This window comes from Nitratireductor alexandrii (assembly GCF_004000215.1).
Lineage (GTDB): Bacteria > Pseudomonadota > Alphaproteobacteria > Rhizobiales > Rhizobiaceae > Mangrovimarina > Mangrovimarina alexandrii.
Map to the genome: position 1 here is coordinate 449,652 of NZ_RBVY01000001.1, position 16,211 is coordinate 465,862.

The 16,211-nt window shown below is 66.3% G+C and carries 11 protein-coding genes; 10 read left to right on the forward strand and 1 reads right to left on the reverse strand.

Features of this window, described 5'->3' with window-relative positions; all coding sequences use genetic code 11:
* Positions 1-243 precede the first annotated feature (243 nt).
* The 9 genes from EP380_RS02160 to EP380_RS02200 all read left to right on the forward strand — a co-directional run bounded on the left by EP380_RS02160 (position 244) and on the right by EP380_RS02200 (position 13,818).
* Positions 244-1,251, forward strand: coding sequence for a LacI family DNA-binding transcriptional regulator (locus tag EP380_RS02160; protein ID WP_127596096.1), 1,008 nt, complete (start codon positions 244-246; stop codon positions 1,249-1,251).
* A gap of 523 nt (positions 1,252-1,774) precedes the next feature.
* Positions 1,775-2,758, forward strand: a complete 984-nt coding sequence (locus tag EP380_RS02165) for a dipeptidase (RefSeq protein ID WP_127596100.1) — start codon at positions 1,775-1,777, stop codon at positions 2,756-2,758.
* Positions 2,759-2,809: 51 nt separating this feature from the next.
* A complete protein-coding gene (locus EP380_RS02170; RefSeq protein ID WP_127596103.1) occupies positions 2,810-4,453 on the forward strand; it encodes a phytoene desaturase family protein in 1,644 nt (547 codons plus the stop codon).
* A gap of 182 nt (positions 4,454-4,635) precedes the next feature.
* Entirely contained in the window at positions 4,636-5,637 is a 1,002-nt protein-coding gene (locus EP380_RS02175; RefSeq protein ID WP_127596770.1) for an ABC transporter permease, read from the forward strand.
* Positions 5,638-5,666: 29 nt separating this feature from the next.
* Entirely contained in the window at positions 5,667-6,803 is a 1,137-nt protein-coding gene (locus EP380_RS02180; RefSeq protein ID WP_420845827.1) for an ABC transporter permease, read from the forward strand.
* 9 nt (positions 6,804-6,812) lie between these two features.
* Positions 6,813-8,966 carry an ABC transporter ATP-binding protein gene (locus EP380_RS02185; RefSeq protein ID WP_127596110.1) on the forward strand — a complete coding sequence of 718 codons (2,154 nt, stop codon included), beginning with the start codon at positions 6,813-6,815 and terminating at the stop codon, positions 8,964-8,966.
* Between the two features lie 214 nt (positions 8,967-9,180).
* Positions 9,181-10,830 (forward strand): ABC transporter substrate-binding protein, encoded by a 1,650-nt coding sequence (locus EP380_RS02190; RefSeq protein WP_127596113.1) that lies wholly within the window; start codon positions 9,181-9,183, stop codon positions 10,828-10,830.
* A gap of 325 nt (positions 10,831-11,155) precedes the next feature.
* Positions 11,156-12,607: an NAD-dependent succinate-semialdehyde dehydrogenase gene (locus EP380_RS02195; protein WP_238719678.1), complete on the forward strand. Its 1,452-nt coding sequence runs from the start codon at positions 11,156-11,158 to the stop codon at positions 12,605-12,607.
* Positions 12,608-12,798: 191 nt separating this feature from the next.
* Positions 12,799-13,818: an Ldh family oxidoreductase gene (locus EP380_RS02200; RefSeq protein ID WP_127596117.1), complete on the forward strand. Its 1,020-nt coding sequence runs from the start codon at positions 12,799-12,801 to the stop codon at positions 13,816-13,818.
* A 17-nt stretch (positions 13,819-13,835) separates the two neighbouring features.
* On the opposite strand, the gene EP380_RS02205 is transcribed toward EP380_RS02200, so the two are convergent.
* Complete coding sequence (locus tag EP380_RS02205) at positions 13,836-14,834, reverse strand: GlxA family transcriptional regulator (protein ID WP_238719679.1); 999 nt, start codon at positions 14,832-14,834, stop codon at positions 13,836-13,838.
* Between the two features lie 121 nt (positions 14,835-14,955).
* Between EP380_RS02205 and EP380_RS02210 the strand changes: the two genes are divergently transcribed.
* Positions 14,956-16,206, forward strand: a complete 1,251-nt coding sequence (locus tag EP380_RS02210; protein ID WP_127596120.1) for a sarcosine oxidase subunit beta family protein — start codon at positions 14,956-14,958, stop codon at positions 16,204-16,206.
* Positions 16,207-16,211: the final 5 nt, after the last annotated feature.

Genomic DNA, 16,211 nt, shown 5'->3' on the forward strand with positions numbered 1-16,211 from the left:
AGCGACGCACGGCTCGCCGCCGGCGATCTTCATGGCGGGGCTGGCATCCTGCCAATACAATATGATGGCAGGATACGGGGTTTTGGGATTTGCCGAGTAGAGAAAAGCTAGAAATCTGAGTGTACCTGTCGGGGCTGTGGGCTGATTTCCTTCTTTTTCAGGTGAGCAAGGGAGGCTAGAGGAAGGAAATGGATTCCTTACGACGCCTGAATTTGAATACTGGATAATGGAAAATGACACTTTATGCCAACATTGCATGACGTTGCGAGGCATGCGGGGGTGTCGATTGCGACGGTGTCGCGCGTGCTTCGCAATCTGCCGTCTGTCACGCCTGAAACCCGTGAGCGGGTTCTGCTATCTGTCGATGCGCTTGGCTATGCTCCCAACCCGATCGGTCAGGCGCTGCGAGCGGGCCATATCAATGCCGTGGCATTGCTTGTAGGTGACATAGGGCAGGGCTGGTACGCCTCGCTGACACGCGACATGCAGGTGTTGCTGGAGAGGGAGGGCATGGATTTGGTGCTCTTCAACCTCGGTCGCAGCGAAAGCAGGTTGAACGAGGTCGTTGAGCGGGTCATTTCGCTCAGGTTGCGCGCGGTGGCGCTCGCGACCAGCGACCAGATCCCCAGCGCTACGATTGCCCGGATATGGCGGCGGCTTGCGGAGGCCGGAATCGTGTTCATTGCGATCGGTCACCGTGTCGACGGGCTGGGCATGCCGAGTATCGTCTACGACGACGAGGAGGCTGGCGCGCGTGCAGTATCTCACTTGGCACAACGCGGTTTCGCGCCGATCGCCTATATGGGGCGCATCGAAAAGTCGATGACGGGGCAGGTAAGGTTTGCCGGTTATCTCAGAGGGCTCATCCAGAACGGGCTTGAGCGCGATCCGAGCCTTGAGTGGAGCCAGACGGACTCCTTCCGCTTTACCGCCGGCTACAATACGATGCTTGATGTCAGGCGACGCGGCGTGAATTTCCGATCACTTATTGCCAGCAGCGACGAACTCGCCCTCGGAGCGATGGCTGCGGCGCTGGATCTGAAACTGCGCGTCCCCGAGGATGTTGCGATCATTGGCTTCAGCGGCCTGGAATGGGCAGGGTACGTACGGCCGGCCCTGACCACTCTCGACGCCGATACCGCGGCTATCGCCGAGCAGTTTTCCATTGGCCTCAAAAGTGCCCTTGCGGGATCGAGTGACTCGATTTCGGCAGTGATCCCGCGACGCCTGGTGTTGCGGGACTCGGCCTAGATCGAAGCCCGCCAGGTTGCTTAACATCACGTGACCTTGCTGGCAGATTGTACGCCAGAGGCGCGGGTTTTTGCAGTTGTCGACGCTCAAGCCTGGATGCGCCTATCTGCCCGCACGTCTAATCGTATTCGAGACGCGGCGCTGAGGTCAGGAGCGCATTGCGTTAAGGGCGAATAGGCGCAAGGTCGGCTCGCTCTCCAATTCCTAGCCAGCGCCTTTGTCACGGCGAACGTTGCGGCTGTTGACGGAGCTTCCTTCCTTTGGTTCGGCGGCATTTTCCGCTTGGCTTTTGCCGCCGTCCACCGCTGTGGTCGCCTGCTGACCCACAGCTCGAGTTCGTGCATAAATATCAAAATGAAAACGTTGACATTAAGAAAATAACGTTTACAAATTTGAAAAATAAGATTTGCAGTTCGGGTTGGATGCTGGGTCTGTGCCGGTTTCGGAGGCGATTCTCCGGGTGACGAAGGCCGACATTCAACCCTTGGTCCATTTCCAGGAAGCAGAGAATCGGAGATCGAGAATGGTACGGAAGGCGCTTGTTGTTGACTGTCTGGAAGCGGCCAAACCAGAGCGTGTACGTTTCGAGGAGTGGCGAAAGGGCGGGCTTGATTGCGTGCATGTCACCGTCGCCACAATGCATGGAGCTCGAGAAACGCTGAGCCTGCTCGGGAACTGGAACAGACTGCTCGAGGACAACAGCGACCTGATCGCGCTGGCCCGGTCCGTCGACGAGATCGAGACCATCTCGGCCTCCGGCCGCACCGCCGTGCTCTTTGGCTTCCAGGACACCACGCCGCTCGAGGACGACATCGAGCTGGTCGAGGTTTTCTACAATCTCGGCATCCGCATCATCCAGCTCACCTACAACGTCCAGAACCGCGTCGCCTCGGGCTGCTGGGAGACCGTCGACGGCGGGATCTCGAAACATTTCGGTGCCAATGTCGTGTCGGACATGAACCGTCTCGGCATGGTCGTCGACATCTCCCACTGCGGCGAACGGAGTTCGATGGAGGCGATCGAGAACTCAAGCCGTCCGGTTGCCGTCACCCATGCCAACCCCGAGGAGTTCATCGGCACGGAGATCGAGCTGAACCGGCGAAACAAGAGCACCGACCTGCTCAGGAAGCTGGCCGCCAACGGCGGCGTCATCGGCCTCAGCCCCTATCCCAAGATCCTCAAGGGCGGTTCCGACTGCACGCTCGACACCTTCATCGACATGATCTCCTGGACGGTCGACAAGATCGGCGTCGACGCGGTCGGCTTCGGCACCGACTACTTCATGGGCTGGACCGTCGACCGCCTGAAATGGGCCCGCTGCGGCCGCTTCGCGCGCGAAAGCGCGGTGCCGATCACCGGTCTGTCGCGCTGGCCCGACTGGTTCCAGTCCCCCGAGGATTTCCCCGACATTCATGCCGCCATGGAGAAGCGCGGCTTCTCGAAGGCGGAGGTCGACAAGATCGCCGGCGAGAACTGGATCCGGCTTTTCCGCGCGAACTTCGGCTAGCGCGCGGCGGCGGACGCGCGGGCAGAGGGAAAGAGGGAGGTCAATCGGGACATGAGTTCACAGTTCGATGCGATCATCGTCGGTGCGGGGCACAACGGCATGGTGGCTGCGCACTACCTGGCTAGGGCGGGGCTGAAGGTTCTCATCCTCGAGATGCGTCATGTCACCGGGGGACTCGTCGTCACCGACGAGCTCTTTCCCGGCTTCCGCGGCAATGTGGCCACGAATGCCGCGCACAGTCTGGCTCCGCAGGTCGTCGACGACATGAAGCTCTACGAGCACGGCCTGACGATGGTGCCGGTCGAGCCGAGCTCGGCCACGCTGTTCACCGGCGGCCGCCGCATCGTCAACTGGTCGGATCGCGAGGCGTTTCGCCGGGAGGTCGCGGTCTTCTCCGCGCGCGACTACGAGGCCTATGTCGCGCTGCTCGACGAGGTCAGCGCTCTGGCAAAGCTGCTCAACGTGTCCTTCTTCGAGACGCCGCCGGGCTATGACGAGCTGATCGACCGGGTGCGGTCGTCGGGCCGCGAGGAGTTCTTCTCCAAGGTGATGTTCGGCAGCATCGGCGACCTGGCGCGCGAGTATTTCGAATCCGAGGAAATGCGCTCCTCCATCGGCCTGGTCTCCGTCGTCGGTGCGGCGTCGGGTCCGAGCGCCGCCGGTACGGCCTATCCGCTGATCCACCGGGCGCTTGAGCGTGGCGCGCGGATCGCGCGCGACGGCCTGGCGCGCGGGCTGTCGGAGGAGACCGCCTCGACGCCGTGGAGCAAGACGGTGCCGGTCGGCGGCATGGGCGCCATCGCCGAGGCGATGGAGCGGTCGATCCGCGCCGCCGGCGTCGAGATCGTCACCGAGGCCAAGGTGGCGCAGGTTCTCTGCCGCGATGGCCGCGCCCGCGGCGTGGTTCTCGCCGACGGTCGCGAGTTCGGCGCCTCGACGGTGATCTCCAACCTCCATCCCGCCAAGACGATGCTGGAGCTCGTTCCCGACAGCGAGCTGCCGCCCGGCTACTGCGACGGCATCGGCGGCGACATCACCGACGGCTGCATGTCGAAGGTCTATGTCGCGCTCGACGGCAAGCCGCGGTTCAAGGCCGCGCGAAACGAGGCGGAGAACGACCTGCTCATGAAGGCGGGCTTCCGCACCGCGATCAGCCTTGCCGAGGCGGATCAGTCTGCGGCCCAGGCGGCCGGCGGGCACTGGCATGCCCGTCCGGTGATCTACGGCGTGATCCCGTCCGCCGTCGACCCGACCCTGACGCCGCCTGGAAAACACATTCTGAGCCTCTCGGTGTCGGGCTCGCCCTACCGGCTCAAGGATGGCTGGGACGGCCGGCGCGAGGCATGGACAAAGCACGTGCTGCGCGAGCTGGCCGAGTATATCGACAATCTCGACGACGTCCTCCTGGAGGCGAGCTGCCGGACGCCGCAGGATCTCGAGGACGAGTTCGGCCTGTTTCACGGCGACATCACCCATGGCCGCCTAAGCAGCCGGCGTCTGTTCGGCTGGGGCGCCATTGCCGGGCGCAGCGACTACACCACGCCGATCGCCGGGCTCTATCTGTGCGGTGTCGGCACCTGGCCAAGCAACTACTGCTCGGGCATTCCCGGTCGCAACGCGGCGATGAAGGTCATTTCGGCGAACGCGAACGGTCGCGAGGTCCGCAAGCAACTCGGTGAATCGCCGATCCAGTGACGGCCAGGCGGTCGGCCGCAGTGCGTCGCGCTCGGCAGTCGCGACCAAGGGGAGGGGCAAAGATGCAGGAAAGCGCCGTCGGCAAGGCTTTGCCGGGCCCGCTCAGGAACGCAGTGCCGTGGCGCAGCCTGTATTACGGCGTTCGCGGCTGGGGCTGGTTCCTTCTGCGGCGTCTGTTGCAGATGGTCGTCATGATGTTTTTCGTCTCGATGGCCGTCTTCTATCTGGTCAACATCGAGCCGAACCTGAAGAAGTACGCGATGTCGGAGACGCATGCGCGTGCCGGCGACCAGGAGATCGAGCGCTGGCTCGAGCGGCACGGCTATCGCGACAATTTCTTTGTGCGCTACGGCGAGTGGCTGGGGGTTCTGCCCAAGCATCCGACCCTCGATGCCGACGGCAACGCGGTGCAGCGGTTCTCCTTCTGCGAAGAGCCAGCGGTGGCCAGTTTCGACGGCGTTCTGCAGGGAAATTTCGGCTGCTCGACGAAGTTCGACGCGCCGGTCGCCGACAAGATTTCCGGCGCCTTGCGGGCCACCGGCATCCTCATGTTCTGGGCCTTCGTGGTGATGGTGCCCGCGGCGCTGGCGGCCGGCGTACTGGCCGGCATCCGCGAGGGAACACGCACCGATCGCGCCCTGACCACCGGCATGGTGCTGACGACCTCGATGCCCGAATATGTCGCCGGCGTCCTGCTGACGATCGTCTTCGCCTCCTGGCTCGGCCTGTTGAACGGCTCGGCCGCCACCGCGACGACGCAGGGCGTGACCTTCAACAACATCGCGCTGCCGGTCATCACCATCGCTATCCACGGCGCGGGCTACATCGCCAGGATGACGCGCGTCTCCATGGCCGAGGTGATGCAGCAGAACTACATCAGGACGGCGCGCCTGAAGGGCCTCAAATACCCGACGATCATATTCAGGCATGCACTTCGCAACGGCATGATAACGCCGTTCACGATCATCATGCTCCAGTTCCCGTGGATGCTGAACGGCGTCATCATCGTCGAGCTGATGTTCCGCTACCAGGGTTTCGGCTTCACGATGATCCAGGCGGCCGATTCCAACGACATCGACTTGCTGCTCGCCTGCTCGCTGGTCTCCGTCTTCGTCGTCCTCTCGACGCAGATCATATCGGACATCGGCTACATCCTGCTGAACCCCCGTATCCGCACGCAATAGGTGGCGCGATGGCGTTGGAACACGCAAGCTTGATCGAAAGTCTCGGCTATCTCGCGCTGCGGCTGTGGCCGGTATGGCTGGCTCTGTTCGGCGTCCTGTCGCTGACGGCGGCGTTTCGCGGCCGGCTGGGCGCCTACGGCGCCCTCGTCAGCGGCAATGTCGGGCGCATCGGGCTGTCGATTTGCCTGTTCTGGCTGTTCGCGGCCCTGTTCGCCGATGTCGTCGCGCCGTTCACGGCCGGCGAGCAATTGCTCGCCATGAAGCTCGCCAGCCCCGGCGCGATCGACCCGGAGACGGGCGAAATCTTCGTCTTCGGCGGCGACATTCTGGGTCGCGACGTCTTCAGTCGGATGATCTACGGCAGCCAGGTGGTGCTCCTGATCGCGCCCGTGGCGACGATCTTCGCGATGATGGTCGGCATCACGCTGGGCCTTCCCGCGGCCTATTTCGGCGGCTTCATGGACACGGTGCTGTCGTTCCTGGCCAACATGGTGCTGTCGTTCCCGGTCATTCTTTTGTTCTACATCCTGGTGACCCCGGGCGTGCAGGAGACCAGCCTGCCGCGCGTGTTCTCCGGCATCCTGTTCCTGTTCCCGATCATCTTCGTGTGCCTTCTGTTCTACACGCGCTACAGCCTGCGGCCCGGCCTGGTGACGCTGCAGCTGCTCGCCACGTTGCTGGTCGGCGGCTGGATTTATGCCGGCCTGGTGTTCGACGCCGACCCGCTCGGCATCGTCCACATCAGCAAGAACCACCTGAACATCTTCGTCGCCGTCGTGTTCGCCGTGAGCCCGAGCGTCTTCAGGATCGTGCGCGGCTTCACGCTGGAGATAAAGACGAAGGACTACATTGCCGCCGCCCAGACTCGCGGCGAGGGGGCCTGGTACATCATGTTGTGGGAGATGCTGCCCAATGCGCGGGGGCTGCTCGTCACCGATATCTGCCTGCGCATCGGCTACACGACCATCCTGCTCGGCACGCTGGGCTATCTGGGCCTCGGTCTGGCGTCGGAGAGCCCTGACTGGGGGACGGCGATCAAGGATTCGGGGGCGTTGCTGCGCGTCTACGCGCATCCGGCCCTGCCGCCCGTCATTGCGCTGATGTCGCTCGTGCTCGGCCTCAACCTGCTCGCCGACGCGCTGCGCGAACAAGCTTTCCGGGACTAGGAGAACACGATGCTCGACGCATTGGCTACGTCCGCCGCCGGCCGCGACGGCGCGCCGGTTCTGGATGTCGAAGGTCTTTCGGTGTCGTTTCGCTCTGCGCACGGACAGCTGTGCGCCGTCCGGGACTTCGGCTGCCGCATCCGGCGCGGCGAGGCCATGGGGCTGGTCGGCGAATCCGGTTGCGGAAAGTCCACCGTGGCGCTGGCGATCATGCGCGACCTGCCCGGCGCCGCCGTGGTCACCGGGGGCGCGGTTCGCCTGCACGGCCGCGACATGGCGGCGCTGTCCGGCGAACAGCTTCGCCAGACCCGCGGCAAGGACGTCGCCATGGTCTACCAGGAGCCGATGGCCAGCCTGAACCCGACGCTGAAGATCGGCCGGCAACTGGTCGAGGTGCTGCTGACGCACGAGAGCGTCGGCAAGGCGGAGGCTGCGGAGCGCTCGCTGGCGATGCTTGAGGCGGTGCGCCTTCCCGACGCTGCGCGCATGATGCGGCGCTATCCGCACCAGCTTTCGGGCGGCCAGCAGCAGCGCGTCGTCATTGCGATGGCGCTTTTGTCCAATCCCGCGCTGCTGATACTCGACGAGCCGACCACTGCTCTCGACGTGACGGTCGAGGCGGGCATCGTCAGCCTGATTAACGATCTGCGCAGCCAGCTCGGCACGGCGACGCTGTTCATCTCGCACAATCTGGGGCTTATCAAGGAGACCTGCGATCGCGTCACGGTGATGTATGCGGGCGAACCGGTCGAGACGGGTTGCGTCGACGATGTCTTCCGCAACATCCGACACCCCTATACGCGCGGCCTCGTGCGTTCGATCCCGCTGGCGACTTCCGACAAGGAGACGCGCCCCCTGGTCGGTATCTCGGGCCAGTTGCAGCCGGTCACGCAGGACAGCGTCGGCTGCAGCTTCGCGCCGCGCTGCGAGCATGCGCAGGACAGCGTTTGTCGTACCGCCGACATTGCGATGCAGTCGGTCGCCGGCCGCGCGGCGCATTTCAGCCGCTGCGCGCGCCTCGAGGCGATCGACTGGGGCGCCGGTCGCGAGCCGCACGCCGCGCGTGCGCGCGCCGAGCCGGGCGCGCCGGTGGCGCAGGTCGCGGAGCTGAAGAAGTATTACGGCGCGCAGGCCGGCGGCATCGCCGGTTTCGGCGAGTTCGTTCCGGTGCGGGCGCTGGAAAGCGCCAGCTTTGAGGTGCGCGAGTGCGAGACGCTGGCGATCGTTGGCGAGTCGGGTTGCGGCAAGTCGACGATCGCAAGGGTGCTGCTCGGCCTGGAGGTCGCCACGGACGGGGCGGTCACCCTGCAGGGCGAGAGGATCGAGGCCAGGCCGGTGCAGCAGCGCACCCAGGCGACGGTCTCGGCCGTCCAGATGGTGTTCCAGAATCCGTTCGACACGTTGAATCCGAGCTACAGCGTGGGCGACCAGATCCAGCGTACGCTGGAGCGGTTCTGCCCCGAGCTCGCGGCGGCCGAGCGCCGCGCGCGGATGCTCGAGCTGCTCGACATGGTCAAGCTTCCGCGGGCCTTCGCCGCGCGCATGCCGGGCCAGCTCTCCGGCGGCCAGAAGCAGCGCGTCGGCATCGCCCGGGCCTTTGCCGGCAACACACGGCTGGTCGTCGCCGACGAGCCGACATCGGCGCTCGACGTGTCGGTGCAGGCCGCCATCATCGAGCTCCTGCTGTCTGCCCAGCGCGACAACGGCACGGCGATGATCTTCATCAGCCACGACCTGTCGGTCGTGCGATACCTGGCCGACCGCGTGGTCGTCATGTATCTCGGCAGCATCATGGAGGAGGGCGCCACGGCGCAGATTTTCGCGCCGCCCTATCACCCCTACACCGAGGCGCTGCTGTCGGCGATTCCACTTCTGGAAGACGACGCGCGCGGCGGCCGGATCGTCCTGGAAGGCGACACGCCGTCGCCGATGAACCCGCCGTCCGGCTGCCCCTTCCAGACGCGCTGCCGCTACAAGGCCCATGTCGACGGCGGCCACTGCGAAAGCGAGTTTCCGCCGCTTCGCGAGCTCGGCGAGGGACATGGGATCCGTTGTTTTCTGCCCGCCGCGCTGCTCGCCGAAATGGCGCCGGTGTTTCCCCAGCGGGAGGAGGCCGAAGAGGCGTCGCGGCGTTCTGGAGCGCCTCGTCTGAACCGGTCTTGATGATGGCCTTATGCATATGAAAACGTTGACATGCTAATTGATAGCGTTTACATAGCGAAATGAGGGAGCTGTCACACTGGCTGAGGTCGTGACGCACTGGCGCAGCGGCCGGTCATCGCCGCCGTACGGCCGGCGTGTCCGGCGCGCCGGATAGCCGCCCGCGGCCGCGGGTCGCCGGCGGGCATTCGCAAGGTCTCAATGGGAGGAGTACGACATGAGGTTTTTCCGCAGCGCTGCAGACAGGGTGCCCGCGAAGGTCGAGCGGCTCGCGAGGAAGGTCGGCAGCAATCCCGTCGACCGTAGGGAGTTCCTGGCGCTCGCCAGCACCATGGGCGCCTCGACCGCGCTCGCCTACAGCATGCTCGGTGTCGCCTTGCCGAAACCGGCCCGGGCGCAGACGCCGCGCAAGGGCGGCGTGCTCAAGGTGGCGATGCAGGTGCACGGCCAGAAGGACCCCCGATCCTACCAGATCGCCGCCTACTCCAATGCCACGCGCACCTTCCTGGAGCCGCTGGTGCGATACACGCGCGACTACACCTTTGAGCCAGTGCTTCTGGAAAGCTGGGAGGTCAACGAGGACGCCAGCCAGTATATCCTGCACGTGCGCCGCGGCGTGACGTGGAACAACGGCGACCCCTTCACCGCCGACGACGTGATCTTAAACATCGAGCGATGGGCCGACAAGTCGTTCGAGGGCAATTCGCTGTCCAGCCGCTTCGGCACGCTGCTCGATCCGGCGACGGACCAGATCCGCGACGGCGCCATCGAGAAGGTCGACGACTTCACGATCAGGTTGAATCTGTCGTCGTCCGACATCACGCTGATCTCGTCCTTCTCCGACTATCCGGCGCTCATCGTGCATCCGAGCGTCGGGCGCGGCGCGGCCGATCTGATCGCCAATCCGATCGGCACCGGCCCATTTGAGTTGGTCTCTTACGACGTGCAGTCGAAGGCGGTCTACACGCGCCGGCGCGACGGCAAGTGGTGGGGCGGTGAGGCGCATCTCGACGGCATCGAGTTCATCGACTACGGCGCCGACGCCAGCGCGCTCATCAGCGCCTTTGAATCCGGCGAGATCCACGCCAACTACGAGACGGCCGTCGACTATATTGGCATCCTCGAGAGCATCGGGCTGGTGACCTCGGAGGCCGATACGGCTTCGGCCTATCTGGTGCGCTTGCGGATGAGCCAGGCGCCGTATGACGACGTCCGGGTGCGGCGCGCGATGCAGATCGCGGTCGACAACAATACCGTCCTGCAGCTCGGCATCAGCGGGCGCGGCACGATCGGCGAGGACCATCACGTCAGCCCGATCAATCCCGACTATGCGAGCCTGCCGAAAAAGGTGAGGGACATCGAGGCCGCCGCGAAGCTCATGGCGGAGGCCGGCCAGCAGGACTTTGAGCACGAGCTGGTGACGGCCGACGACGATGGCCACAAGAAGACCGGCGACGTGGTGGCCGCGCAGCTCCGCGAGGCCGGCTTCAAGGTCAAGCGCACGGTTTATCCGCGTTCGGTCTTCACGCCGAACTGGAACAAGTACCCCTACTCGATCTCGCAGTGGTACACGCGCCCGTTCGGTGTGCAGCAATACGCGCTCGCCTACCGCTCCGGGCAGCCCTGGAATGAGACCGAGTTCTCCAACGCCGAGTTCGACGAGAAGCTGGCCGAGGCGCTGACGATCTTCGACCACGAAAAACGCAGCGTCATCATGGAGGACCTGGAGAGGATCATCCAGGAGTCGGGCATCATGATTCAGCCCTTCTTCCCGCGCGTTTATTGCCATCATCATCCCGGCGTCAAAGGCTACGGCATGCATCCGAGCTTCCAGATCGACCTTCACGATGTCTGGCTCGAGGCATGACCGGACGGTCGGCGGCCGCCGGCGGCGCGGTGCAGGCGGCACGCGCGCAGCCCCCTGAGCGCCGGCACCAGAGCGTTTCCGGGCGCAGTGGCGATCGGTTCGCCCCGCGCGAACGCGGCAAGACAACGTGCCGGAGCCGATCTGCGCTTCCGCAACAGGCAGAGCGGCCCTAGGCGGCAACGAGACCAACCTCCCACTGGCTTGCGGTCGCCCGCGCAAGCGGGGCCGCAAGCATTTTTTGCGAGCGATCCTCGCATGGGCCGGACCGGCGAAGCCCCGGTGCTTCGCCGGTCCGGCAGCACAAGCGTGACAGAGAGACGATGCTATGGAGCACAGGATGTACGACACGCCGGCGATGTTCATTGCGGGGGAGTGGATCGACAGCCGCGCGAGTTCAGGGGCGGTGAAGAACCCGGCCAACGGCGAGGTTCTGGGCAGCTTTCCGCATGCCGGACCGGCCGATCTCGAGCGCGCCGTCGACGCCGCCGAGGCGGGCCTCAGGGACTGGCGCGCCCTCATGCCGGCCGAACGCTGCGCGGTGCTGGCGCGCGCGGCCGGCCTGTTGCGCGACCGCATCGAGGAGATCGCCCGGATCGTCACGCTCGAGCAGGGCAAGCCGCTGGCCGAGGCCCGCGGCGAGGTGCTGGGTGCAGCGCGGCTTCTCGATTGGGACGCGGTCGCGGGCCGTCACATCTACGGTCAGGTCGTGCCGAGCGACGCCGGCTCGCGCGTCACGGTGGTCTATGAGCCGATCGGCGTCGTGGCCGGGTTCGCGCCTTGGAACTTCCCTTTGTCGTCGTCGGTGCGCAAGATCGGCAGCGCGCTCGCCGCAGGCTGTTCGGTGATCCTCAAGACGGCGGAGAAGACCCCGGCCACGGGAACCGCGCTGGTCAGGTGTCTGGCCGACGCCGGCATTCCGCGCGGCGTCGTCGGTCTGGTGTTCGGCGAGCCGGCGGCGATCTCGGAGTTCCTGATCGGCGCGCCGGCCGTGCGCATGATTACCCTGACCGGCTCGGTCGGGGTCGGCAAGCTGCTCGCCGCGCAGGCCGGCGCGCAGATGAAGCCGTCGCTGATGGAGCTTGGCGGCCATGCGCCGGTGATCATTTGCGACGATGTCGACGCGGCCGCGGTCGGCCGGCTGGCCGCCGGCACCAAGTTTCGCAACGCCGGCCAGATCTGCACGGCGCCGTCGCGCTTCATCGTGCATGACGACGTCTACGAGCCGTTCGTGGAATCCTTCGTCGAGGCGACCCGTTCGCTGCGCGTGGGCGACGGCATGGACGCCGCGACCACGATGGGGCCGCTGACCAATCCCGACCGCTGCGAGGCGATGGAGCGGATGATCGCCGATGCGCAGGGGCGCGCCGCGACGGTGCGGACCGGCGGCCACCGCATCGGCAATCGGGGCAACTTCTTCGAGCCGACCGTACTGACCGACGTCGATGTTGAGGCCGAGGTGATGCGCGACGAGCCGTTCGGCCCGGTCGCTCCGATCGTCCGGTTCGACGATCTCGACAAGGCGGTCGCGCTTGCAAACGCCGTTCCCTACGGCTTGGCGGCCTATGCCTTTACGAACTCCGCAACGCGCGCCGGCATGCTGGCCGAACGTATCGAGAGTGGTGGCCTGGCGATCAACCAGTTCGTCGGGTCGATGCCTGAAAGTCCGTTCGGCGGCGTCAAAGACAGTGGATATGGTCGCGAAGGCGGTTGTGAAGGCGTCAGGGCGTTCCTAACCTCGAAGTCGGTGTTCCACCGGTACGCTGCGCCGTCCTCCTAGCGGTTTGTTTGGCAGCCTTATCCGCTCACGGCCGAACGCGGCGTTGCCGTTTTGGTCATGTGTGCGAGGTGCGGCATTTGATCGGAAGCGCCGTGACGTTTGAAACCTCGCCGGAGGAGAAGCGCGGCATCGGAGCTTGAAGAGCCTCGATCTTTTCTTCATCCCGGCCAGCCTGAATGAGGAAGCCTGTGGTGACAGAAGTGAAATTGACCCGTGCGCAGATCGTCGACCTGGCGCAGCGCGCGCTGATGGCGAGCGGCGCGGAGCGCGAGGCCGCAGCACAGGTCGCCGAGGCGACCGCGGCGGCCGAGTGGTCGGGCATGCCCTCGCACGGCCTGCTCTACGTGCCGGTCTATTGCGAGCATCTGCGCGTCGGCAAGATCAACGCCGCCGCGCGGCCGACCGTCGACCGGCCGAAGCCCGCGCTGCTGACGGCGGATGCGGACTCAGGCTTCGCCCATCCGGCGATCGATGCCGGTTTCCGCCAACTCGTGCCGTTGGCGCGCGAAACCGGCATTGCCGCGCTGGCGGTACGCAACTCCTACAATTGCGGCCTGCTCGGCCATCACGTCGACCGGCTCGCCCGCGACAACCTGCTGGCGATCGGCTTCACCAACGCGCCGGCCTCGATCGCGCCGCATGGCGGCAACCGGCCGGTCGTCGGCACCAACCCGATCGCCGTGTCGGTGCCCGACATGGCCGGTGGCGTCGCCGTGTCGATCGACCAGAGCGCCAGCGTCATCGCCAAAAGCGAGGTGCTCAAGCACGCCCGCGAGGGCAGGGAGATTCCGCTCGGCTGGGCGCTCGATCCCGACGGCAAGCCGACGCGCGACGCGGCCGCCGCGCTGAAGGGCAGCATGGCGCCGTCCGGCGGCCACAAGGGCTTCGGCCTCGGCCTGATCGTCGAGCTGTTCGCGGCGGCGGCGAGCGGCGCCGTCCTGAGCCGCGACGCCAGCCCGTTTTCCGGTCCCGACGGCGGTCCGCCGCGCACCGGGCAGTTCTTCATCGCGCTCGACGCCGACGCCGCGTCGTCCGGTGCGTTCGCCGAAAAGGTCGGCCAGCTCGTCGAAGCCATCGAAACGCAGCCGGGCGCGCATGTTCCCGGCGCGCGCAAGGCGGCCGCACGCACCGCCGCCGACGCGCAGGGCACGGTGTCTGTCAATCCCGCGCTGCACGAGCAGGTCGCGCGACTGGCGGACGCCGCGTCGTAGACGGCCTGCAGGACCGGCTAGGTCGGCTCAGGCTGTGCCTCTTCCTTCGCGCAATCCAGCCGCTGGCGCTTGCGCCGCCGCGCGGGGCTGACGCCGAAGCGGGCCTGGAAGGCACGCGAGAAATGGCTGCGGCCGACAAAGCCGGTCGCCAGCGCCACCTCGTCCAGCGGCAGGTTTGACTGCCGCAGGAGTTCGTCGGCCTTGTCGAGCCGCAGCGTGCGATAGAACTGCATGACGCTGCGGCCGAGCTCGGCATGCGCCAGGCGCTCGAGCTGGCGCGCGCCGATGCCGCTGAGGGCGGCCAGATCCTCCAGCTTCAGCGGGTCGGCGATGTGGCTTGCCATCAGCTCGACCGTGGCGATCAGCGCGGGATGGTGCAGGCCGTATTTCTGCACCGCGTCGAGCTGCTGCGGCGCCTCGGCCTGGCGGATGCCGGTGTGGATGAACCAGTCACTGACCGCGCGCGCCAGCGCCACGCCGTGCTCCTTGGCGATCAGCGCGTGCGCCATGTCGAGCGGCGCCATGCCGCCGGCGCAGGTGAAGCGGTCGCGGTCGATGACGAACAGCCGCCGCTCGACGAGCGCCTCGGGGTGCATCGCGCGCAGCGCGTCGATGTGCTGCCAGTGCAGCGTGAAGCGGCGCGCCGTCATCACGCCGGCTGCCGCCAGGATGGCCGCGCCGCCGGAAATGCCGCCGAGCGGCACGCCCGAGCGCGCCAGCCGGCGCAGCCAGGCGAAGAGCCTGTCGTCGCGGAAGGCCAGCGGATCGCCGCCGGCGACCACGAACAGGATGTCGAAGTCGGTGCCGCAGTCGGCGACCGGCTCGGTCTCGAAGGCGCCCGAGAGCGCGCTGCTGCGCGTCCAGCCGCCCGCGGCCGAGACGAAGCGCATGTCGTAGAGCGGCCGCTCGCTGAGCAGATTGGCCGCCCGCAGCGGCTCGACCGCCGAGGCGGCCGACATCAGGGCGTAGCCGTCGACCAGCAGGAAACCGTATCGCCGTGTGTTGCCGTCGGGCAAGCGTCTAACCGTGTCGCATTGCGTGGAAACCCAATGTCCGGAAAGTATACGAAAAAGTCAAGAATAGGAACAATAGCGTTGACCTGCTGTGCAATGTTGGACCCCTCGAAGGAGTTCGCGCATGAGGTTCTCAGGCTTCCGCATCGTTGCCGAAGCGCTCAAGGGGCATACCGGTTGGCGGCCGCTGTGGCGCGACCCCGAGCCCCAGCCGGCCTACGACTACGTGATCGTCGGCGGCGGTGGTCACGGCCTGGCGACGGCCTACTATCTGGCCAGCCGCTTCGGCGCCGCGCGCATCGCGGTTCTGGAGAAGGGCTGGCTCGGCTCCGGCAACGTCGCCCGCAACACCACGATCATCCGCTCCAACTACCTGCTCGCGGGCAACGAGCCGTTCTACGAGTTCTCCATGAAGCTGTGGGAAGGGCTCGAGCAGGATCTGAATTTCAACGCGATGGTCTCGCAGCGCGGCATCATCAACCTGTTCCATACAGATGCGCAGCGTGACGCCTTCCGCCGTCGCGGCAACGCGATGATGCTGGCCGGCGCCGGTGCGCGGCTGCTCGACGCCGACGAGGTGCGCCGGATGGCGCCCTTTCTCAACCACGACAACGCGCGCTTCCCGATCCGCGGCGGGCTGATGCAGCCGCGCGCCGGCACCGCGCGCCATGACGGCGTGGCCTGGGGCTATGCGCGCGCCGCCGCCCGGCTCGGCGTCGACCTGATCCAGAACTGCGAGGTGACCGGTTTCCGCATCGACAACGGCCGGCTGCGCGGCGTCGAGACGACGCGCGGCTCCATCGCCGCCGGCACGGTCGGCGTCGCGGTGGCCGGCTCGTCAAGCCGGGTCATGGCGCAGGCCGGCCTGCGGCTGCCGATTGAAAGCCATGTCCTGCAAGCCTTCGTCACCGAGGGCCTGAAGCCGACGATCCCCGGCGTCATCACCTTCGGCGCCGGGCATTTCTACATCAGCCAGTCCGACAAGGGCGGCCTCGTCTTCGGCGGCGACATCGACGGCTACAACTCCTACGCCCAGCGCGGCGGCCTGCCGGTGGTCGAGGATGTGGCGGAAGGCGGCATGGCGCTGATGCCGGTGATCGGCCGGGCGCGGCTCCTGCGCATGTGGGGCGGCGTCGTCGACATGTCGATGGACGGTTCGCCGATCATCGACCGCACCCCCGTCGACGGTCTCTATCTCAACGGCGGCTGGTGCTACGGCGGCTTCAAGGCGACCCCGGCCAGCGGCTACGCCTTCGCCCACCTGCTCGCCACCGGCGAGCCGCACGAGACCGCGCGCGCCTACCGCCTCGACCGGTTCGCGCGCGGCTATGTGATCGACGAGCGCGGCGCCGGCGCCCAGCCCAACCTCCACTGAGGCCA